Genomic DNA, 22,419 nt, shown 5'->3' on the forward strand with positions numbered 1-22,419 from the left:
TGATGTTAAACGTTAGCGGCATTTTTGTTTTAGCACTATAACCTCACCACTATTGGCAAAGTACTGAACGTACCTCAAATACTTTTTGCGACCGGTATGTTAATACCTTTGAAATTTCACTGTTAAAAAAACGCTGCAAAGTTAACCAACTGCTTGCATTCATGCTGCTATTTACATTTTTATCCAAGTCATTAATAATTTTCAGATTGCCGACAAACTTCATATTATCCTTAAACTGCAAAAAATCCTTTCGCCAAATAAGTAACCCGTAACTACCTAAATAATAAGGCTTAATTTCGGGATGATATTGCCACATACATTGAATTTGAGAGTCCGGATATTTAAAATTACCGCCCTTATAAACGGCCTTCCCCCAAAAGCCACTATTGATGGCATCCTCAATTACAGGGATCTCTTCATTATCATATGTTAAGGCAGCAAAAATGCAATAATGCGGGCTCCGCGCTTTGTAAATACTCGTGCAGATGATCACTTTATACCGATTATCTGCCGCCAAAAAAGTAAACACGTCGCCTTGATTCATATTTTATATAGCTTACTATCTACGCAAACAAATCACTCGCCTTATGCTGTTCAATAATCACAGCCCTGTATTTTGACAGCAATGCCGATTTGGATATAAAGCCGATAAAAACCTCATCTTTTACTACCGGTAACTGCCATACGTCAATGGCATCAAAGGTGTCCATAACGCTGCTGGCCGGTTGATCATAATCAATTATAGCCGGTGGTTCAATCATGATATCGGCTATATTTTCATCCGCGATGTCTTTATTGAACAAGCGCCGGCGAATGTCGTCTATCAATACAACACCTTCAAGACTTCCGTCCTCTTTAAGCACCGGGAAAATATTGGCATCGGTTTTTGCCAGTACCTGGTAAAATTCGCCAACCGGCATTTGTTTATCAACCGGGGTGTATTTGCGGTTAATGATGCTATCAAGCATTATACTGTTAAGCATGCCATAATCCTGCCCCGGGTGAATATTGTTATGATGAATCAGCTGGCTCCAGTACATATTATGAGGCGATGAATAGCGCGATATGATGTATGACATAGCTGATACGATCATGAGCGGGATAAACAGCACATATCCACCGGTAATTTCGGCTATCAAAAATATAGCAGTTAAGGGTGCATGCAATACGCCAGCCAGGGCCCCCGCCATACCCACCGCAATAAAATTAACCGTATTTAAATGTATCAGCCCGGTTTGATTAACCCCGTAAGCCACAAACAAGCCCAGGAAAGCGCCGGTAAATACCGTAGGTGCAAATGTACCGCCATTGCCACCGGCACCAATGGTAATACCCGCAGCAATGATCTTGGTAAACACGAGTGCCCCTATAAATAACAGCATGACAAGCGGTTCGGAAAGCCAGTTGGCAAAAAAGCTTTCTTCCTTTAATACATTGATATTACCATTTAAAATTTCGGTGAGATAATGATACCCTTCGCCAAACAATTGAGGAAACACAGCAATGATCAACCCTAATATCACACCGCCACCAACTGCCCTCACGTACCGGTTTTGTTTTTTTAGGATCCCTCCTTCAAGTTTACCCCCTACTTTGGATATATATATCGCTATCCATCCGCTTAATATGCCAAGCAGCACATAAAAGGGCAGGGCGTTCATTGCCCAGCCTTCGGTAACCAAATGGAACAATTGCCCCGAGTATAATAATTTGGAAACCACAACTCCCGTAGCAGAGGCTATCAATAAAGGTATAAAAGTAGGAATGGTGATCTCTCCTATTAATATCTCCAGCGAAAAAAGCACCCCGGCAATAGGACTGTTAAATACTGCAGCTATGCCCGCCGAACACCCCGCTGCCAACAGTACTGTTTTCTCATACGGTGTAAGCTTAAAAAACTTGCCCACATTTGAGCCAATGGCAGTACCTGTACAAACAATAGGCGCCTCCAACCCTGCCGAACCGCCGAAGCCTATGGTTAATGAACTGGTTATTAAATGCGAATAAATATTATTGGCTTTGATGTTTGAGCGGTTCTTTTTGATATTGATGAGCACCTTACCTATCCCTTTTTCAATCTTATCGCGATTGATCAGGTGCTGATACAGCACCGTACCCAAAATGCCTATTGCTGGCAAAAACACATATGCTATATGATAATACAGGTGCGAAGAGATATTCCGGCTTAACTCTTCCATTAAATGCACTAAAAACTTAAGGGCAACGGCGGCCAGTCCGCCCATAAAACCTACAAACACGCTGCAATAAATTAAAAAGTTACGTTGACTATTGCGTTTTAACCGCCAGCGGTTTATTTTGTAGGAAAGCGTTTTTAACATAAGAAGTATATACTACCAATTCTGCTGATGAAGAGTTATGAGCGCGAATTGTTTTCAATTAAGCTGATAAAACAGACTAATGACGTGTATTAGTCGATTTTCTTACAAAGAAACACAATTTCGGTCAATTTTATTAATCAGGTCACACTCATAATTTAAACTCCGTATAAGGAGTAGCACTCTTTCTGAAAATTAAGGTTAATAGCATTATATTTGCCCATGATTTCTTCGCAAAGATATGATCAGCGTGGCGTATCAGCCTCCAAAGATGACGTTCATAATGCCATAAAAAATATCGATAAAGGCATTTTCCCAAAAGCTTTCTGCAAAATAGTACCCGATATCTTAACCAACGATCCTGAGTATTGCAATATTATGCATGCCGATGGTGCTGGTACCAAATCGTCCCTGGCTTATACCTACTGGAAAGAGACAGGCGATATCTCTGTATGGCGCGGCATAGCCCAGGATGCCATCATCATGAACCTTGATGATTTGCTTTGTGTTGGCGCTACTGACAACATCCTGCTGTCATCAACCATCGGCCGCAATAAAGGCCTCATTCCCGGTGAAGTTATTGCCGCTATCATTAATGGTACCGAAGAAATTTTAGCTGAACTGCGCGGGGCCGGCATCGGCATTTACTCAACCGGCGGCGAAACTGCCGATGTAGGCGACCTGGTACGTACTATCATTGTTGATTCGACGGTTACCTGCCGTATGAAGCGCGAAGATGTGATTTCAAACCATCGTATTGAGCCCGGCGATGTAATTGTAGGGCTTGCCTCATACGGTCAGGCTACTTATGAAAAAGAATACAACGGCGGCATGGGCTCAAACGGCCTTACATCTGCCCGCCATGATGTATTCAATAAAAGCATTGCCGATAAATTCCCCGAAAGCTATGACTCGGCCATCCCTTACGAGCTGATCTTTTCGGGCAGTAAAAACCTTACCGATGCAATTGACATTGGCAACGGTGAAACCGTAACGGCAGGCAAGCTTGTTTTAAGTGCGACCCGCACCTACGCGCCAATCATTAAGCAAATACTTGATGGCTACCGCAGCCAGGTTCATGGCATGGTACATTGCAGCGGCGGCGCGCAAACCAAAGTATTGCATTTTGTAGAAGGTTTGCATATCATAAAAAACAACCTGTTCCCCGTACCACCATTGTTTAAACTCATTCACGAGGAGTCAAAAACCAGCTGGCAGGAAATGTACAAGGTATTTAATATGGGGCACCGCATGGAGCTTTATGTGCCTGAAGCTATAGCTGCTGACCTGATCAATACCTCAAAAAACTTTGGTGTTGATGCACAGATCATTGGCCGTGTAGAAAAGGCTGATACTAAAAAAGTAACCGTGACATCGGAGTTTGGAGTGTTTGAGTACGAGTAAATAATAACGACATAAATTTATGCTGAGGTTTTTGGCTACTTTGTCCCCATTAAAATTATGGGCGATATTTTTAGCCGAAAACCTTTTTGTTACTACCCTGGCCCTGCTATTCGGATGGTTGATCTTAAAACTATCCAACAAACCAATAAAACGGACAAGCCGAAACGAGATTCTGGTATGCATGTTAACCAATGCCATCAACACAGCGATCACCTATGCCGGTTATTGGCTTTTTAAGCACAACTATATAACACTCACGTTCCAGTTAAAGTGGTACACCCTTCTTGATTTCTTGCTCTTATTTATGCTGATGGACCTGGCTATGTTCATTTTCCATTACTTCATCCACCACTCAGTTATTTATAAAGCGATCCACAAATTTCACCATCATTACGCCGATCCTATCCCTATCGACCTGTTTGTTCTCCATCCTATCGAAACGATTGGCTTTGGCTCGTTATGGCTTATAATATTGGCTCTTTATGGTTTCAATTTCTATGCGGTACTGATTTACCTTACAGCCAATTTATTTTTCGGTATCATGGGCCATTTAGGTATTGAGCCCGTTCCTGCCTCTGTTCGAAAAATGGCTCCTTTTAAATATTTAGGTACACCCTCTTTTCACCATCGGCATCACCTGGAAATTGATTTTAATTTCGGCTTTTATACCAACATCTGGGATAGGTTATTTAAAACTTATAAGCCTTAAACAATAAGCTTATAAGCTCACCTTTTATAAAAAATAAAAGCCGGAGGCGATGCAAATGCTCCCGGCTATAATTGGTTAGATCGAATTTTATCCTTGCTTATATGTTCAACGACACCTCATATGGTATGCGCTTAGAATTATCTTTTTTAACCAGGCAGATGATCCACATAACTATAAAGGGAATCATCGAGACTGCCAAATCCGGCGCTATTAATAAAAAGATGACCGTATTTGTGCAAACAGTTAACAGAAAACACGCCGGAATAAAGATCAAAAAGACTTTATAATACTTTGATGATCTTATGAAGGGCAGCGCTAACAATCCAAGATGAAACAACACTAAAAGTGAGATATTTAGTTGATTCCAAAAGCTATTTCCGGGGTTTAATATATCTTTCAATAACGTAAATTCAAACGACACAATTGACATAGTAAAGCCTAAGTGTACGGAGAAGCCGATTAAAAAGCTAAAGAGGATGAGCGCGATGATTTCGATATTTGTTTTCATAGGCGGTGATAAAATTTAAGTATTATTCAAATATAAAACATAATTCAAAACAAAGTCAATGTATTGATTAATAATTATTAACCAATACATTAACTTTCACTCACTATGAAATAATATAAATATATAATCAAATTATTTCTAACGAAAAAAAGCCCCGGTCAAATTGACCGGGGCTTTAAATCATATGGTAAATTCAATTAGTTAAAGAGATACCTTAAACCAATTTGAGCTTGCCAGCGTGATACCTGCGAAATACCGTTACCAAAAGTTGATGTAAGCGGGATTTGGTTTTTATCATCAAAGTAAGGGAACGAGAATGTTGGCTTACCGATGTTAGGATCATTAGGATTAGCATTGTTGGCGTAAACACCTTTAAATGATAATGGGCTTGTACGGTTAACAAATTTAAAGTTACCCCAGTTCCTGTTCAGGAAGTTACCAAGGTTGATGATGTTAAATTCAAACTGTAAAGTATTTTTAAACTTACCGGTTGAGGCATACAGGTCCTGGGTAAAGTTAAAGTTAACCAGGTGAAAGTATGGCAATACCAAAGCATTACGCTTAGCATATTGACCGCGGTGTTTGCTCAGGTATGGGTCCTGGTTAATAAACGCGTTCAACTGCTGGTAAGTTTGGTCTGTGGTACGTTTATCATTCAAGTTATCAGCTACCAACACGATATCACTTGCATCTTTAGGGATGTACATCAAATCGTTGGTAGTTTGACCGTCACCGTTCAAGTCGCCATTATAAGTGTATGAAGCAACACCGTTGTTAGCGCTTTCGTAAGTTAAACCAACCGAAGTAGTAAGGTGTTTGATATAATCCTTACGGAATGATACCGAAGCGATGATACGGTTTGGCTGGTAGAAGTTAGCATATGAAGTAACATCAGCGTTTGGATCGCCGGATACAACACGGTCTCTCCAGGTTGACTGGGCGATAGAACCACCGTCATTAACCGAGCGTGAATCAGAGTGAGTGTAAGCTATGTTAAAGTAAAGCTCTTTAAACGTTCTTTGTAACTGGCCGGTAACGCTGTAAGTATAACCTTTGCTGGTGTTTTTCATCAGGATAGCATCGGTAATATTAGGTACCGCCGCTGTGTTACCACCCTGGGCAGCAGGGATTGAAGGATAAACAGTAGTACTGCTGTAACGGATCCGGTTATCATTACCCTTTAAAGCCTGACCTGATGTAGGCAACGCAAGGTTAACAAAATATACCGAGTTGATATCTTTTGAATAGATACCTTCTAAAGTACCGATAATACCTAATGGCAATTTCTGGTCAACAGCTAAGTTTAGCCTGAAGTTTGAAGGGAACTTGAAGTTCTTATCGGTAACAACCAGGTTGTATGATGTATTGGCTGCAGCGCCTTGCGGCCTGTTTTTGTTAACATCCGGGCTGAAGATCAAACGAGGGTCGGTTGTTGATACACCACCGGCACCAGGCACAATGCTATATGAACCAAACTGTACACCATTGTTGCTGGCCTGGTTTGATATATATACATAAGGAACCGGACCGGTAAAGATACCTGCACCACCACGCACTTGTGTGCTGGCATCGCCGTTAACATCCCAGTTAAAGCCTACCCTTGGTGAAATTTGGATATTCGTTTTAGGGAACTGTGCAGTATTAATCTTGTAACCATCCCTGAAACCTGTTAACGCTGCAGCATTGGTATTATACTGACTGTCAGTATTATAAACTGGTAAATCAAAACGAACACCGTAAGTTAATTTGAAGTTATCGTTAACTGTCCATTTGTCCTGAGCGTATGCACCAATAGTATATGATTTTACGATAGCAAAGGGGAACGAACCATCAGGCAGCGCTGAATAGCGGAAATCATAACGGGTAGCAAGTGCTCTTTGTGCATCTGTAAGACCGTTGTTAGGATCTGCCGATGCATAAAAATCAGCTAAACTTTTAAAACGGTAACCGCCATAATAGTTAGGGGCAAAACCATTTTTAAACTTGTTCGATTCGTATGATAAACCGAAGTTAAACTCGTGTTTACCTTTGTAAAGGGTTAAGTTATCAGATGCCTGCCAGGTATCGGTATTCAATACGTTGTTGGCAGTAAACGGCTCATAACCAAATGAGGTTAAAGTAGTACCATTAGGGTTTTGGATATCAACCAATGGGAATGAACCACCGCCCGGAGACTCGCGGAAATCGCGCAGGGCCTGGTAACCTACAGTTAATTTATTGGCAAGGTTTGAGCTAATACGGGTGTTCAACTCGGCAATACCAATATTGAAGTTGTTGTTGATGGTATAGTAAGATGAAAAGAACGGCAACGAAGTGCTGCTTGGTGCACGACCACCTGTAGGTGCACCTGAACTGCTTGGAGGCACGTCACGGAAAGATTTCAAATAGAAATATTTCAATGATAAAGTGTTGTTCTTGTCAATGTTCCAGTCTAATTTGGCAGCAATTTTATCTGATTGCGTACGTAACTGGTAGTTTTCAAATGCTCCGGGATTGTATCCATAATTTTTTTGAAGGAATGAAGACAATGCGGTTAAATCAGCATAAGAAGCCTGGGAGATACTACCACCTGCTGTCTGACCATCACGTAAAGCTGTATAAGAAGTAGCCGGATCTTTAATCCTTTCCTGTTCACCAGATACGAAGAAGAATAATTTGTTTTTGATGATCGGGCCACCTAAGCTGATACCACGTTGATTGTAGTCAATAGTTGGTTTTTGAACATCAGTAGTAAGCGTATGCAAACCTAATAAACCAGCCGAACGTTTGTAGTAGTAAACGCTGCCTTTAAATTCGTTGGTACCTGATTTAGTTACGGTATTGATACCGGTACCGGCAAAACGGCCCTGGCTTACGTCGAAAGGAGATACAGAAACCTGGATCTGCTCAATCGCGTCTAATGAAATTGGCTGTGAGTTTGCCTGGCCACCTAAGGTGTTTGATAAACCAAATGAGTTATTGAACAAGGCACCGTCAACAGTTAAGTTGTTACCATTACCGTTACGGCCGCCAAATGAAGTACCATTTGCAGTTGGAGTTAACTTGGTGTAATCATAAATTGACCTTGTGATAGTAGGTAAACGATCAATTTGTGCACGGTTAATAATCTCCTGCGAACCTGTTCTTGAAGTATTGATAACCTTGTTCTGTACACCCGAAACCACAACTTCCTTAAGTTCGGTATTGGTAGGTGCAAGTTTAGCGTTGATCTTAAAGTCCTGACCTAAAGATAGCGTGATGTTATCCTGGCTAAAGGTATTAAAACCAATAAATTTAAAACTGATAGTGTACGGACCGCCAACACGGATGTTTGGTAAGTTGTAACGGCCGTCGGCGCGGCTAACAGTTGAATAATTAGTACCTGTGGGTGTGTGTAACGCGGTAATGGTTACACCAGGGAGTGGTAATCCCTTTTCATCAACCACTGTACCAGACATGCTACTTGTAGTAACGTTTTGCGCGAACGCAAAGTTTAGTGTGAGCAGCGAAAAAATGAATAAAAGAAGGTAATGCTTCCTCATAAATTGCTTTTTTAATTATACGTTTAATTAATTGGCGCAAAGATAATTAATGAACTAATTACCAATGTTAAGTTAACGTTAACAATTATTATATATTTATCAACATTTTACATTATAAGCATAAAAACCATAAAACAATCGTCAAAAACAATGAAAATATTACAAATAATATGGTTTAAATCATACCCGGGCTTAACGGTTGCTTTACGCCCTTTACTTTTATGACACAGCGCAGATATAAATAACGCGTGGCAGGTGATATATACCGGCAGTACATTTTTTGGTTTCAGCCCTTTTCCTTAGCTTTGGCATTCAAAAAATAGGGGGCTGCGGAAAAACCACAAAAATCCGCGCAGCTTATTTACCTTTGAAACGAAATTAAAGTATATCAATAATAATATGGATTACGATGTAATTGTTATTGGGTCTGGTCCGGGTGGCTATGTTGCTGCTATCCGCGCTTCCCAGCTTGGTTTAAAAACCGCCATTGTCGAAAAAGAATCATTAGGCGGTATCTGTTTGAACTGGGGTTGTATCCCAACCAAGGCTTTGTTAAAAAGCGCCCAGGTTTTTGAATACCTTAACCATAGTGCCGATTACGGTATTAAAATTAACGGCGCCGGAGAAGTTGACTTTGCCGCGGTTGTTAAAAGAAGCCGTAACGTTGCCGATGGCATGAGCAAAGGCGTTCAGTTTTTGATGAAGAAAAACAAGATAGATGTTCTTGTTGGCTTTGGTAAATTAAAAAGCAAAGGCGCTGTTGAAGTTAAAGCCGCCGACGGTACAGCTAAAACCTACAGTGCAAAACACATTATATTAGCAACAGGCGGCCGCTCGCGCGAGTTACCTAACCTGAAACAGGATGGTAAAAAAGTTATCGGTTACCGCCAGGCCATGGTATTGCCGCAGCAACCTAAGTCAATGGTTGTAGTTGGTTCGGGTGCTATCGGTATTGAGTTTGCTTATTTTTACAACTCAATAGGTACAAAAGTTACCGTAGTTGAGTTTTTAGATAATATTGTTCCGTTAGAGGATGAGGATGTATCAAAAGGATTAAACCGCATTCTTAAAAAACAGGGTATCAACATCATGACCAGCTCCAATGTGGAGTCGGTTGATACCAGCGGCGACCTGTGCAAGGTAACCGTAAAAACAGCTACCGGCACTGAAGTGCTTGAAGCCGAGATCGTTCTTTCTGCAGTAGGTATCGCCACCAATCTTGAAGGCATCGGCCTTGAAGAAAACGGAGTTAAAACCGAGCGCGGCAAAGTATTGGTTGATGATTTTTACCGTACCAATGTGGAAGGTGTTTACGCCATTGGCGATATTGTTAAAGGCCAGGCTCTTGCACACGTAGCATCTGCCGAAGGTATTATCTGCGTTGAAAAAATTGCCGGTCAAAACCCTCACCCGCTTGATTATAACAACATTCCGGGCTGTACCTATTGCTCACCAGAAGTTGCTTCTGTTGGTTATACCGAAAAAGCGGCTAAAGAGGCTGGGTATGAAGTTAAAGTTGGTAAATTCCCATTCTCAGCCTCAGGTAAGGCAAGTGCTGCCGGCGCCAAAGATGGCTTTGTAAAAGTGATATTTGATGCCAAATACGGCGAGTTCTTAGGCGCTCACATGCTTGGCTACAACGTTACCGAAATGATTGCCGAAGTAGTTACCGCCCGCAAACTGGAAGCTACCGGTCATGAGATCATCAAATCGGTACACCCTCACCCAACCATGAGTGAAGCTGTAATGGAAGCCGCTGCCGAAGCTTACGGCGAGTGTATCCATTTGTAGTATTCTGGCCCATGGTCGATAGACCATAGACCATGGTTGATAGCTATTATAGCTACAATAAATATTTAAAGCCTCAAATTAAATGCATTGCATTTGGTTTGAGGCTTTTTAGTTTCATACTTTATAACCACAACTTATCTTAAAATATTATTCTAATTTAGCCCTATCAGCACATTATAAGTCACGCCCATTATCTATGGACCATCGACTATGGACTATGGACTATAAACCATGAACTAAAATGAAACTACATACCATTGATACAGGCTTTTTCAAATTAGACGGCGGGGCTATGTTTGGCGTTGTTCCGAAAACCATCTGGAACAAAACCAATCCCGCCGATGAAAACAACCTTTGCACCTGGGCCATGCGCTGCCTGCTGGTTGAACATGAAAACAGGTTAGTATTAGTTGATACCGGCATAGGCAACAAACAAAGCGAAAAGTTTTTCAGCCACTACTATCTTCACGGCAATGCAAGTTTAGATAGTTCGCTGGCCTCTCTTGGTTTCCACAGGAATGATATTACCGATGTATTTTTAACCCACCTGCACTTTGACCATGTGGGCGGGGCCGTTGTACGCGAGGGCGAAAACCTGCTCCCTGCCTTTAAAAACGCCACCTACTGGAGTAATCCCAAACACTGGGATTGGGCAGTTAACCCCAACGAACGGGAAAAAGCTTCCTTTTTCAAAGAAAACATCATCCCTATACAGGAAAGCGGCCAGCTAAAATTTGTTGATACTGAAGACGGCATCAACTTTATGAAAGATTTTGAGATCCGCTTTGTATCCGGCCATACCGAATCAATGATGCTGCCGTTCATTAATTATAAAGGCAAACAGATCCTGTACATGGCCGATCTGCTGCCATCAATCGGGCACCTGCCTATCCCTTACATAATGGCTTATGATATGTTCCCGCTTCAAACGCTTACTGAGAAAAAACTTTTTTTAAACGAGGCCCTTGAAAAAGAATACGTACTATATTTTGAGCACGACCCGGTTAATGAATGCTGCACTTTACAGCAAACAGAAAAAGGCATCAGGGTTAAGGATACATTTAAACTAAGCGACCTATGACCGTTGATTAGTTTTGATTTCGATGATTCCGTTGATTCTTTAACTCATAAAACACAAAAGGCATCCCCTCGCGGGATGCCTTTGTTCAATTGATCGGTTTAGGTTAAAAGCCTCGTCAATTAAATCAGTGCGGTTGAATCATAAAGCCGGATACTATCACAGCAACTTACCTCTAATCTCCAACCTCTGATCACTATAAAAAGGTTTAGGTATAAAGAACGTATTATCTTTTGCCGGAGGGAGCGACTAACCACCAACCTCCAACCGTTGATCTCTTAACAAAAGGTTTAGGATTTTGAGTTATCTGTACTCTCCCTCAAAAATCTCTAATCACAAACCTTTGTCATGATGCATAATTTGAAGGGATTACATAATCAACCTTTAATTTTTATGCATTTATTTTAATTATTCGCCTTTAGTGCTGGCGCCGCCCTTGCCCTGGTTTTCGATCTGCAGTTTTTTGAGCATCTCGGTGCCTATAAGGGCATCAATCATACCACCGCTGCCACCCTCTTTACCGCTTACCAGTATCTCAGGCACTAACCTGATACCTGCGGCAGCCAAAGCTTCGGCCACGCGCACTATGGCGTATTGTTCGGTACCCATGGCTTCGGTTTTTTGCTTGGTAACCTCGGCTTCTGATAAACCTATGGCTTTGATCTTGGCACCTTCGGCCATACCATTCACCTCTGTGGCGTTGGCGTCGGCCTTTGCGTTCACTGTTTTTGCTTCGGCATCAGCCTTGGCTATCGTGATCCTTACCTCAGCATCGGCTTTTGCGTTGATGGTTTTAGCTTCTGCCTCACCTTTTGATGCGGCAACCCTTGAAGCGGCCATCTGGGTGTTAATCTCAACCTGGCGGGTTGATTTTACTACTTCAGGCTGCATATCGGCACCGGCACGGGCGCTTTCAAACTCCTTACGCTCAATTTGTGCATGGCGCTGTATCTCGTAAGTAACCTTTTCCTCTTCGGCCAGCTTACGGTCGGTAAGGGTTTTCATCAGGGCAGCCGGAGGTACGATGTCGCCTATCAGGGTATCCACACCAATTACGTTGTAGGTTTCCAGTACGCGGCCAATATGCTCACGGGCATCAGTTTGCCTTTGGATACGGTTGGCCAGGAAGCCGATCACATCACTTTTTTGGGCCGAGTTACGGAAGTAGTTGGCAATGGTTGGCTCCAGCACCTGCGATACCAGGTTTTTCATTTTACCAAACCTTGCTATCACTTTCGGTGCTTCGTTGCGAGGTACGTGGATGATCTGTGACACATCCAGGTTGAAAGTAAAACCATCGCTTGACCTTACCGTGATGGTGCATAGGTTCTTATCCAGCTCGTGCGATTCGGTACGGCTATCGGCCCAGTTAAGCACGATGTTGGTTGTGGGTACAATTTCAACGGCGTGGGTATAGATGTTTACCGGGTGCTTACCGGGATCGAGCGGTTCGTCCCAAACCCCTTTTTCATTTCGTTTCACGATGTTACCATGTTTGAAATTATCGCCACTGGTATCCTTGCCTTCCGGGCCTACGAACGAGTTCACAACACCTACATAACCAATTGGGATATAGATCATATCTACCTGCTCAACGCTCACAAACCAGGGGTTAAGATAGTAGGTACCCGCCAGGATCACGTCCTCCTGCAAACCCTTGCGGCCACCTGCGGTGATAAAAGCAATTGGGTCCTGGTAGTTTTTATGCCCTGCAACCGATTCGCCGGCTATCTCGCCTTTGTTCAGCGGCTCACCATCCAAAGTGGTAATAATACCTACCTTGTTTTCGTGGATCTGGGTGATAGGCACCATCTCAATATCAAACAAAAAGGTGTTGATACGATAGCTGCCCGGTGTAAGGAAAGCTGCCTGAGGGCCTTTTTGACCATTATTATCCAAAAATGCTACCGCATCCTGAAACTTATCACAATCAACCGGTTTACCCAGCACACGGCCGGTATCAAACGAGGCCCCGTCTTTTGCTTTTACCAGGCCAAGCTTGTTTTGCTCAATAATGGTAAAGGGCTGCATGATAATAGTATACTGCCATGGCCACATTTTCCAATATAAGCCCGGCGCAAGGCCACGGCCCTGCATACCAGCCTCGCCTTTGGTGGCTATGATCCGACCATCGGGCAGGCGGCTGTTACCCGTAAGGGCAAATTTCTTGATCACCAACCCGATACGGTCGTCCGGAACGATAACCATGCCGCAAAACACGCGCAAAACAAATTTGTACATCAGCAATAACACTATGACGGGTATAACCCACCACAGACTAACAATTAGATTGTCCATTTTTTTTAAGATTGTTTTTGATTTTTTTAACGGAACCCTTAAGGTGCGGGCCCTCACAATACTTATAGCTTACCTGGAAGAGTACCTTGGCTATATAGTGTCATTAAGACAGTTGCAATTATGCTTTGTTACGAAAAATCATAAAAATATTTTAGGAGCGTCGTCAAATTCATGTAATTAATTGATACACAGAAAGTAAATTTTTAAATAATTTTCAGGAAACATTTTACAACAGGTGTAGTTAAATAAGTATCCTATTGTTTAATGAATACTTAACATTACCGCTATGAGTATCCCCAAAGACATCAAAAAAGAAGGTACCAGGATAAGTCCGGTAAAAGCGGGTGGACAGAAAGCCAAAGAGATCAAAACCGAGGGCCCGCTAAGTGAAAAAGACGAAGTGAAGCAAGCCGAAGAGCGTACTAATAAAGGTTTGAAGAAGAGATAGTGTAAAGTCAATAGTCTTAAGTCGGATGTCAAAAGATCTCTTTTTCCTCACCGCATTTCAGACTTATGACTTTAGACTAAAGACTAACCCTTCGCTTTCAATTTTAAAAGCAATTGTATAGTTTTATCCAAACATTTTTCTGTTATGATAAAACAAGGCTTTTTATTGTTTGCTGTAGTGGTGCTTTTTATAGCATCATGTAAACCTGAAGTTTCGGTTAGGACGCTTACCGGCAAATGGAAATATATAAAAATTGAGCATCCAAATGCAAGCCCGCCCGATACCGTAAAACAAGCCGAGTTGGATGCCAACGTACCTTATATTCAGTTTACGCCCGAAATGAAATTCCTGATTGTATGGGCCGGCAAATTCCTGTCGCACGGCTCTTTTACGCTGAATGGAAGCAACATGAATGTAACCGAGAAACTCCCTGATGGCAAAACCCGCAATTTCGTTTTTTACGTTTCGGAACTAACCGAAAATAAGATAGTTTTTGAAAGTACCGGCCCCGAAGGCTCAAAGGTTACAGCTTTGCGGGCAAGCAAATTTTAAATCAGTTAATTCTTTGCTTGCAGGCCACAAGGTACTGTCTTGTGGCCTGCACTTACAAGTAATTTAAAATCAAGCTAATCCTGTAATCCTTCGCCGTTGTTGGTGTTGTCACCAACAACTCTGCGCTATGCAATTGCAATGCTGAATTAGCTTGTAATTAATAAAAGCAACGAATAGGAAGTTGTTGGTGACAACACCAACAACGGCGCGAGTAATTTAAAATCAAGCTATCCTGTAATCCTAAAATCAAGGCTCAATGTGCCGCAACAACCTCTCCACTGGCTTCAACCTTGTTTTTTATAAACCGCTTGCCAATAAAAACAATCAGAAGTGCCAAAATTGATGACGCCGCCATAACCGCCGCCATGGGCAGCGAACTATGTTGTTTTATTACCGAAATACCGATGGATGACAAGGCCCCCACGGCCATTTGCGATGCGCCTAATATTGCAGAAGCCGAACCCGCATTTTTAGAGAAGGGAGCAAGGGATAATGCCGATGTATTGGGCGCGCAAATGCCAACGCAGCACAAAACTCCAAATATCATAGCTATAGTACCACCTATCCCGAACCAATGATTTAATGAACCCGCCAAAAACACTGTGGAAATAATCACCATTAAAATAAGTGATGCGCCTATCATTTGTTCGCTTTTGTATTTTTTTATCAGCACACTGTTTAGCTGACTTGAACCAATAAACCCGACCGAAAGCCCGGCAAAGATCCAGCCGAACTGCTTTTCGCTTACTTTAAAGCCCTCAATAAACACGATAGGCGAAGACGAAACATAGGCAAACAAACCCGCGAAAGCGAACGCGCCGCCTATGGCATAGGTTACAAACTGCGCATCCTTTAAAACTGTTATAAAATGCCCTATAATCGGCCCTGGTTTTAAAGAATAAGCAGGATCGGGCTGATAGCTTTCGGGGAGCCAGAATATTACGGACAGCAATATGAGCACCGCTATAATAGTTAATACCAGGAAAATGACCTGCCATTCAAAAGCCGCGGTAATGTAACTACCTGCGGTTGGAGCCAGCATTGGCGAAGCACCCAGTACCAGGATCAGCAACGAAAATACTTTGGCATTATCCTCAACCGGGAACAAATCGCGCACCATGGCCATAGCGGCTACGCTTGCAGCGCAGCTGCCCACCGCCTGAAAAAAACGCAGTGCAATAAGCATTTCGAGCGATGAAGAGAAAAAACAGCCCATTGATGATACGATATAAAGCCCAAGCCCCCAGTATAATGGGTTTTTACGGCCAAACCTGTCGAGCAAAGGTCCATAAAGTAATTGCCCGGCGGCGATGCCAATAAAATAGCTCGATAATGACAGCGCTACCTCATCGGTACTGGTATGCAAGTACTTAGCTATGGCTTTAAAGCCTGGCAGGTACATATCTATAGAAAAAGGGCCAAGTGCTGTAAGCGAACCTAATATGAGGATCAGTACTGTATATTTTTGTTTGGTCATACGTGTGTTAGTTAGTTGATGGTTCATGGTTGATAGTTCATAGCTGTGAATGGGCACAATAGTATAATGGTCATGCTAAAATTCCATGAACCATGATCCATAACCTATGAATCGAAGCATCAAAACGCCTCGCCTAAATTAAGACTTATTGATGAAAAGTTTTTGCTCACGCCATAATCGAGGCTGATATTGGTTCCCGTTTTTTTATTGAACTTAAAACGCAGGCCTGTGCCGGCGGCCGGGTGCCAATATACAAAGGCATGGTTCTCGGGCTCGGTAACGGAATTTACATTGGCAAATACCACAAAACCCAATAAGCCATTGCGGGTGATATCGCGGCGGTATTCAGTTTCAAAATATACCAGCCTGTCGCCCCGGTAACGGCTTTGCGGAAATCCCCTGCCCGATCGCTGATAAGGCTCCCAGCCAAGACTTGGCAGGTTAAGATAAGGTGTGCGGGGTGTAAGTGTTGTCCAGTAATAGGCCCAGAAAGCCAGCACGTTTTTAGGCCCCGAGTTGGTTAACTGCACATATTTACGCATATCGATATATAGAGAACTCCAGTTGGTATGGCTTCCAAAAGCTTTGGCATTAACCCGGTAAACTATATTGGCATAAGCTCCGGGCAGCGGATTGATAGAGTTTTTGCGCGAATCGTATAATAAATTGACTGTTACACCCGATGAAAACGCATCCTGATCGGTCGCAGTACCATATTTATAACCGGTAAACTTACGCAGGTTTTGATCGCCGTTGCTTTCAATATCTATATAATAGTCAAGATTATAGCCTAACCCGGCATAAAAGTATGGCTTAATCTGCTTTAACACGCTTTGATAAAAGCGGAGGTAATTATAATTTACCAGGAACTTATCTTCGGGACCCTGGTTACCTCCCAGGCCCCATGTATATTGAGGATAAACCATCAGCCTGGTGTCGCCCTGTATATTCCACTCGTTATTATTAAGCCAGATATTTGACCGGATAGGCAAGCCATACCTCCCCTTTAAATTAAAATAAGGGGTAAAAGTAAAGCTTGATAAATTAGTAGTAGCTTCATCCCCCAGGTAAAACCCAGCCGTTGTTGAAGTAAACAATGCTTTTCCGCCGCTCCGCCCGTCGGTTGTTGAGGTGGGAAAAACAGAAAAGTAGATCTTCTTTCGCTGCGTTGCCTGCTGCCGGGGCTTAATTTTAAAAAGCGAACGTACAATGTCAATAACATCCCGTTGCGGTACTGTATCTTTTTTTACGCTGATGGTATCTGCAACCGGCTCCTGTGCCAGCATCATTGCCGGAATCAAACATAAAACTATTACAGATAACCCTTTTACCATCGTACTTTAAACGAAAAATATTACCGTGCTGTTTGGCTGTTAGTAAGTTTAATAACGGATAAAACAGGGCAATCGCTTCAATTTAGCTAAATTTTAATTTAAATAAAAAAGGCCTGTAAGTATTGAAACCTACAGGCCTTTATAACAACCATTTAAATTAATGGTAAGTTGTTTGTTTAGTTACGGTTGTTTTGGTTGTGGTATAATGGTGATGCGGATGTGCCCTGCGCCAGGCAATGCGGGCAGCACGCTGCCTTTTCTCTTCGCGTCGGCGGGCTTCATTACCGATAATATAACCGCCACCGGCACCAAGCGCACCGCCAACTAAAGCGCCGCCTGCACTATGCGTAATAAGGCCACCCGCAATTGCACCGCCTGCTCCACCTATGATTGCGCCTTTGCCTTGTTTACTTATTCCCTTTTTCTGTGTGGTTTGTGCATTGGCAGTGATACTGATGGATAGCATCAGGCCAATTAAAAAGCACATATATATCATTAGCTTTTTCATAATGGTATGTATTTATAAGTGTTAACATATACACTCATGCAAATAACAGACCATTATCGAAAATAACGGCACAAAATTCAACAACTGAACATTAACCGACAATGTTTATTTCAGGAAAGCCATTACAGCTTTTGAAAATTCGGAAGTGCGGCTGGCGCTGTTATGATCGCCCGGAACGTGAACCAGCTTTGAGCCGGGAATGAGTTTATGAAGAGCAACCTCGTCGCCGTTATCATGATCTTCGCTCCCATCTATGAGCAGTACCGGGATTTTTACCTTAGCTAATTCCTGTTTGCTGGTTGATGGCTGCCACTTTTGCTGATAGGCTAAAGCAAGTTCATCAAAAGGGTTACTGTGGATATAATTGATCATCCCATCAACATCATGAAAGCTGGTATCGCCCATTAAAGCCTTATAAGCATGAATCCTCCGCGGCCATTCGGGGTTAGTGTAAGCATCGCCCATACCACCCATTACCGCCTTTTGAATCCGCTTATCCAGCACAAACACGCGCGAAGTAATGATCGATCCGCGCGAATATCCAACAATATCATATCGTTTCAGCCCAAGGCTTGTAGCCAGGCCCATAATGTCTTTAGCTTCGGCATCGTTAGCATAACCCGCGTCATCGTGGGGCTTGTCCGACAGTCCGTTGCCCCGCTGATCCAGTATGATCACTTTATAACCAGCCGTTAACAGATCATTATAAAGCTTTCCTTTTTTCCAGCCTTCGCCTGTGCCCGAAAAACCATGTACCAGTATCACCGGGAAGCCATCACCTTTCGCTTCATAATGGATTTTAACACCATCAAACGAAGTATAATAGCTACCCGGAGCAGTAACCGGCTGCGCTAATGCACCATTGCTGGTGATCAGCATAAAAATTAACAGGGCTAAACTTGCTGATAGTTTTTTGATAACAAACATATTTTTATTTAATAAACAGGTTAATAATACTTACTCCCGCAAGCCCTATAACAGAAACAAGCGTTTCCATTAACGACCATGATTTTATAGTATCTTTAATACTTAAATTAAAATACTCTTTATACAGCCAAAAACCCGAATCGTTTACGTGCGAAAATGCCAGGCTACCGGCCCCAATGGATAATACCATTAAATTGGGATTAATATGATTTTGCAAAACCAGCGGCGCGACAATGCCTGCAGCTGTTAGTCCGGCAACTGTTGCCGAGCCCAAACTAACGCGGATAATAGCAGCTATCACCCAGCCTAATAACAGTGGCGGCAAATTGAACGATTGCAGTTGCGCTGCTATCTGGCCGCTTACACCGCTGGCGGTTAAAACTTCCTTAAAGGCGCCCGATCCCGCTATGATCAATAATATCAAGGCCACATCCTTCACCGCATCAGTAAAATTGCCCGCAAGCTGGCCCATGCTTTTACCTTGCTTTACACCTAAAGTATAGGTGGCAACCATAAGCGCTATCAGCATAACAATTGATGGATCGCCAAGAAATGTGATGAACTTTGCTACACCCGGATCCTGTATGTTAAGGTATGGAAAAAACGCGGTAAGCATTAAAAGCAAAACCGGCAATAAAGCTGTAAAAAAGCTATTGAACGCGCCGGGCAGCTTTTCGGCAGGTAATTCTTCAGCCCTGAAAGTAGCCAGTGGCTCCGATGGGATTTTTTTAAGAAATTGTGCAAACACTGGCCCCGCCAGTATAATAGCCGGAATAGCTATCATAAGCCCGTAAATAAAGGTGGTTGCCATATTAGCATGAAACAAGGCCACTAACGCCGATGGCGATGGATGCGGGGGCAAAAAACCATGCGTTACCGACAGCGAAGCCAACATAGGTAAGCCTATATACACAGCCGGCAGTTTATACTTGTAAACTACAGAGAATATAAGTGGGACCATCAGCACGAAGCCAATACCATAAAACAGCGGAATACCTATAATAAACCCGGCTGCCACCAGCGCCCATTGAATATATTTTTCGCCTACGGCGGCAACAAGTACACCTGCTATTTTTTGCGCAGCCCCGCTTACAGCAACCAGCTTGCCCAGCATAGCGCCCAGGCAAATAATGATGAGCAGCTGACCTAAAATATCCCCCATGCCTTTTTGAACGGAAGCGGTTACCTTATTAATGGGTATGCCCAATAACAAACCTGCAATTATCGAAACAATGAGAAAGGCAATAAAAGGGTTTATTTTTACCAGGCTCACCAGCAAAACCAGTAAAACAATACAAAAAAAGACAGTTAACAGTACCATTAAGTTATAGGTTATGTGTGGCCAGCGGGTGTGCAACCTCAGTATAGGGCGCCTGCTGATGCCAACTAAAGTAATAACAAAATTTGAGTTTAGGGTTTTTATATGGTAAAAGCTTTGATAACCCGGTCTCAATCATCAATCAGCCTTGTAATTTTATCATCTGCACTCAAAAACAAGCGGTTTGTGTAACTAACATACAACATGTTGCTATTTATAACATTGTTTTATTAATTTTATAAAAAATAGTTTTAATTTTGCATTAAAGTTTTATCCGATAAGATTAAACCCAAACCACTACTTTACAGGATACTGTAATTTTAACGCATACTTTAATACCTTTTCGGCATTTATTTCTTTAACTTTTATTATGGTAAAGCGTATTTTAGTATTGGACGACAATCAAGACATACTTGATATTGTTCATGAAACCCTTACTTATGAACAATTTGAAGTCAAAAGCACATCAATAAGCAATGATGTACTTCCGCTGATTGAGAGCTTTGAACCGGATCTTGTTATACTTGATTACCGGGTGGCTGGTACTAATGGCGGCGAAATTTGCCGAAACATAAAAGTACATCCTAAATTTGGCAATACTCCTGTTATTATATTCTCGGCCTATGTGAACAATGAAAATGAGCTCATCAGCTACGGGTGCGACGCAATAATAAACAAACCATTTGATTTGACCGAACTTGTTGAAAAGGTTAATAACCTGCTTTAAAAACGTAATCCCTGCCTCAACGGTCAATTTACCTCCCCTTGCACTATCCATTTAACCTTTATTTCATTCCTTTATTCTGCCAAACCGGGATAATAATTATAAAAAAAGCAAAGAAAGCGCTTTAAAGCTTCCTGCATTATAAATACAGCACATTTTTAACGCATAAATTGATTAATTATCAATACTTAAACAGCACGGTTGAAATATTGGTAATTATTTTAACTTTGTTTTATAGGCTAAAGCAAAATAATTAGTTAAATACAATAAGCCCTTGATTGTATTATGGTACTATCAATAAACGAACACGAGAAAACAGAAGTAAAAAAGGCGCCGGTATGCCCAAGGTGTAAATCAGAGCTTGATAACCGTGTGCCCAGAGGCTTTTTTGTGAAAAAAGTTTTGTTTTTTCTCCCGCTAAAGAGGTACATGTGCTACAAATGCCAGCGCAAGAGATACATATTACGATAATTAATTTCATAAAAAGAAATTAACACTTACTTAAAAGTACTTTTCCTTTTTTTCTTCTTCGCCAATAATATAGATATTGTATTTTGGCTGCCTGTTATTTTAAGTTTGTGGAAGAAAACGAAGCCAAGTCAAAGAAAAGATATTATTGTTCAAAATGCGGAGCCCCTTACCATTTCCAGATGCGAAGGAGTTGGTTTTTGAAAAACATCCTGTTTTTTATACCGGTCAGGAAATATTTTTGCGCAAAGTGCAAAAAGCCGGCTCACGTTTTCATCAAATAATTTTCCATTAATCAATTTTCTTTGGTGTTTTGATACCCTGTTACTTCAGAAAATGCAGGTAATCTGCGTTTATAACCTTCTTGTACTGTCATTTTAAAGCCCCGACCTTATTTGTATACAACAATATACCCGTTGTATATCATTATAAGTACAGAATTACAGAGCATTCCCTTATAAAGCCTCATAAAATCCAAATTTGAACTAAGATAGTTACGCCTAATACTTGGTATAAAAATTGCATAGTGTTTCTCGATATTGTATAAAGCCATATCGCCATTGACTTTTTTTGCTGATACATCTTTTTAACAACTTACCTATGCGACGGATTTTAGCGGTGGACGACGACAAAGATATTTTAGAAATCATAAAATATATACTGGAAGATTCAGGCTATGAGGTTGATACCTTAACTGAAGGCAGAAACTTGTTTGACCGGATAAAGCAACACGAGCCTGATTTAATTTTGCTTGACATTATGCTCGGCAATTTAGATGGCCGTGAACTTTGCAAAACCCTTAAAAATCAGCAGGAAACTAAAAACATACCTGTAATATTAATTTCGGCAAGCCATAATCCGGGTATGCTAAGCCAAGCCGGTTCGCCCGATGATTTTATAGCCAAACCTTTTGACATTGATGTTTTGCTGGATAGTATAAACAGGCAGTTAAGAAGTGCCGCCTGATATACAGGATATATTCCCGAAAAAAACGGAGCAGGCAAATACTCGCCTACCC

The 22,419-nt window shown here is 41.9% G+C and carries 18 protein-coding genes; 9 read left to right on the plus strand and 9 right to left on the minus strand.

The annotated features are described in order from the left end of the window. Positions 1-49: 49 nt before the first annotated feature. Complete coding sequence (locus BLP33_RS21580) at positions 50-544, minus strand: hypothetical protein (protein WP_090533031.1); 495 nt, start codon at positions 542-544, stop codon at positions 50-52. 19 nt (positions 545-563) lie between these two features. Further along, the gene (locus BLP33_RS21585; RefSeq protein WP_090533033.1) at positions 564-2,339 is read right to left on the minus strand and encodes a chloride channel protein; all 1,776 of its coding nucleotides are present in this window, start codon (positions 2,337-2,339) and stop codon (positions 564-566) included. 219 nt (positions 2,340-2,558) lie between these two features. Between BLP33_RS21585 and BLP33_RS21590 the strand changes: the two genes are divergently transcribed. From BLP33_RS21590 to BLP33_RS27535, 3 genes are all read left to right on the plus strand, one after another. Then, the gene (locus BLP33_RS21590) at positions 2,559-3,740 is read left to right on the plus strand and encodes an AIR synthase related protein (RefSeq protein ID WP_217633207.1); all 1,182 of its coding nucleotides are present in this window, start codon (positions 2,559-2,561) and stop codon (positions 3,738-3,740) included. 19 nt (positions 3,741-3,759) lie between these two features. Further along, entirely contained in the window at positions 3,760-4,449 is a 690-nt protein-coding gene (locus BLP33_RS21595; RefSeq protein WP_090533034.1) for a sterol desaturase family protein, read from the plus strand. Between the two features lie 101 nt (positions 4,450-4,550). Next, positions 4,551-4,736 carry a hypothetical protein gene (locus BLP33_RS27535; protein WP_090533036.1) on the plus strand — a complete coding sequence of 62 codons (186 nt, stop codon included), beginning with the start codon at positions 4,551-4,553 and terminating at the stop codon, positions 4,734-4,736. 418 nt (positions 4,737-5,154) lie between these two features. On the opposite strand, the gene BLP33_RS21605 is transcribed toward BLP33_RS27535, so the two are convergent. Continuing rightward, positions 5,155-8,478, minus strand: coding sequence for a TonB-dependent receptor (locus BLP33_RS21605; protein WP_090533037.1), 3,324 nt, complete (start codon positions 8,476-8,478; stop codon positions 5,155-5,157). Positions 8,479-8,877: 399 nt separating this feature from the next. Here BLP33_RS21605 and lpdA point away from each other — a divergent pair, with 399 nt between their 5' ends. Together lpdA and BLP33_RS21615 are read left to right on the plus strand one after the other, a co-directional pair. Beyond that, positions 8,878-10,269 (plus strand): dihydrolipoyl dehydrogenase, encoded by a 1,392-nt coding sequence (lpdA, locus tag BLP33_RS21610; protein ID WP_090533040.1) that lies wholly within the window; start codon positions 8,878-8,880, stop codon positions 10,267-10,269. A 241-nt stretch (positions 10,270-10,510) separates the two neighbouring features. Continuing rightward, on the plus strand, positions 10,511-11,350 hold the full coding sequence (locus BLP33_RS21615) for an MBL fold metallo-hydrolase (protein WP_090533042.1): 840 nt from the start codon (positions 10,511-10,513) through the stop codon (positions 11,348-11,350). A 405-nt stretch (positions 11,351-11,755) separates the two neighbouring features. On the opposite strand, the gene BLP33_RS21620 is transcribed toward BLP33_RS21615, so the two are convergent. Beyond that, entirely contained in the window at positions 11,756-13,645 is a 1,890-nt protein-coding gene (locus BLP33_RS21620) for an SPFH domain-containing protein (protein WP_090533392.1), read from the minus strand. 286 nt (positions 13,646-13,931) lie between these two features. Here BLP33_RS21620 and BLP33_RS27540 point away from each other — a divergent pair, with 286 nt between their 5' ends. Next, complete coding sequence (locus BLP33_RS27540; RefSeq protein ID WP_175490081.1) at positions 13,932-14,093, plus strand: hypothetical protein; 162 nt, start codon at positions 13,932-13,934, stop codon at positions 14,091-14,093. A 144-nt stretch (positions 14,094-14,237) separates the two neighbouring features. Beyond that, positions 14,238-14,645, plus strand: coding sequence for a hypothetical protein (locus BLP33_RS21625; RefSeq protein ID WP_090533044.1), 408 nt, complete (start codon positions 14,238-14,240; stop codon positions 14,643-14,645). 253 nt (positions 14,646-14,898) lie between these two features. On the opposite strand, the gene BLP33_RS21630 is transcribed toward BLP33_RS21625, so the two are convergent. The 5 genes from BLP33_RS21630 to BLP33_RS21650 all read right to left on the minus strand — a co-directional run bounded on the left by BLP33_RS21630 (position 14,899) and on the right by BLP33_RS21650 (position 20,212). Next, positions 14,899-16,149 (minus strand): multidrug effflux MFS transporter, encoded by a 1,251-nt coding sequence (locus tag BLP33_RS21630; protein WP_229701779.1) that lies wholly within the window; start codon positions 16,147-16,149, stop codon positions 14,899-14,901. Between the two features lie 92 nt (positions 16,150-16,241). Next, positions 16,242-17,456, minus strand: coding sequence for a BamA/TamA family outer membrane protein (locus tag BLP33_RS21635; RefSeq protein ID WP_090533046.1), 1,215 nt, complete (start codon positions 17,454-17,456; stop codon positions 16,242-16,244). 157 nt (positions 17,457-17,613) lie between these two features. Beyond that, a complete protein-coding gene (locus BLP33_RS21640) occupies positions 17,614-17,964 on the minus strand; it encodes a glycine zipper domain-containing protein (protein WP_090533047.1) in 351 nt (116 codons plus the stop codon). 105 nt (positions 17,965-18,069) lie between these two features. Beyond that, a complete protein-coding gene (locus tag BLP33_RS21645) occupies positions 18,070-18,891 on the minus strand; it encodes an alpha/beta fold hydrolase (protein ID WP_090533048.1) in 822 nt (273 codons plus the stop codon). A 4-nt stretch (positions 18,892-18,895) separates the two neighbouring features. Then, positions 18,896-20,212: a gluconate:H+ symporter gene (locus BLP33_RS21650; RefSeq protein ID WP_090533397.1), complete on the minus strand. Its 1,317-nt coding sequence runs from the start codon at positions 20,210-20,212 to the stop codon at positions 18,896-18,898. Between the two features lie 367 nt (positions 20,213-20,579). Here BLP33_RS21650 and BLP33_RS21655 point away from each other — a divergent pair, with 367 nt between their 5' ends. Together BLP33_RS21655 and BLP33_RS21660 are read left to right on the plus strand one after the other, a co-directional pair. Further along, a complete protein-coding gene (locus tag BLP33_RS21655) occupies positions 20,580-20,936 on the plus strand; it encodes a response regulator (protein WP_090533049.1) in 357 nt (118 codons plus the stop codon). A gap of 1,065 nt (positions 20,937-22,001) precedes the next feature. Next, the gene (locus tag BLP33_RS21660; protein WP_090533051.1) at positions 22,002-22,367 is read left to right on the plus strand and encodes a response regulator; all 366 of its coding nucleotides are present in this window, start codon (positions 22,002-22,004) and stop codon (positions 22,365-22,367) included. Positions 22,368-22,419: the final 52 nt, after the last annotated feature.

The sequence above is a fragment of the Mucilaginibacter sp. NFR10 genome (assembly GCF_900100445.1).
Taxonomy (GTDB): Bacteria; Bacteroidota; Bacteroidia; order Sphingobacteriales; family Sphingobacteriaceae; genus Mucilaginibacter; species Mucilaginibacter rubeus.